Origin of the sequence: Flavobacterium sp. K77 (assembly GCF_021608205.1) — a bacterium.
Taxonomy (GTDB): Bacteria; Bacteroidota; Bacteroidia; order Flavobacteriales; family Flavobacteriaceae; genus Flavobacterium; species Flavobacterium turcicum.
Genome location: NZ_JAKIHO010000059.1, coordinates 1 through 323 on the forward strand (window position 1 = coordinate 1; position 323 = coordinate 323).

A 323-nucleotide genomic window follows, 5' to 3' on the forward strand; every position below is an offset into this window, starting at 1 on the left:
TATGTCCGTTGATACTGATTTTCCATCCGTCATCGAAAGGAATTGATAGAAAAAGCATTGAGGGTTGGTCAATTTTTATGCTGCCCATTATTTCATTTTCTTTAAAAGATCTAATCAATAATTGTTTAGGACTACTATCATTTAGAACAGATTGATAATAGGGCTGCAACTCCGTTAGTTTTTTTACATCTTTTTCTTCGACAACTATTGACTTATTTACTATTTTGTGCTTTTGACCTAAAGTTAGTTTATCGAACTCTTTTTCAGTGATATACTTTGTAAATGCAAAACCTAAAGACCTATGGTTTTTTAATTTATACAAT

1 protein-coding gene is annotated in these 323 nt (G+C 30.0%); it reads right to left on the bottom strand.

The window, feature by feature from the left end; genetic code table 11:
- Positions 1 to 323, bottom strand: a 323-nt coding sequence (locus tag L1S34_RS14890; protein ID WP_236364895.1) for a YfhO family protein, incomplete at both ends; no start/stop codon positions are given.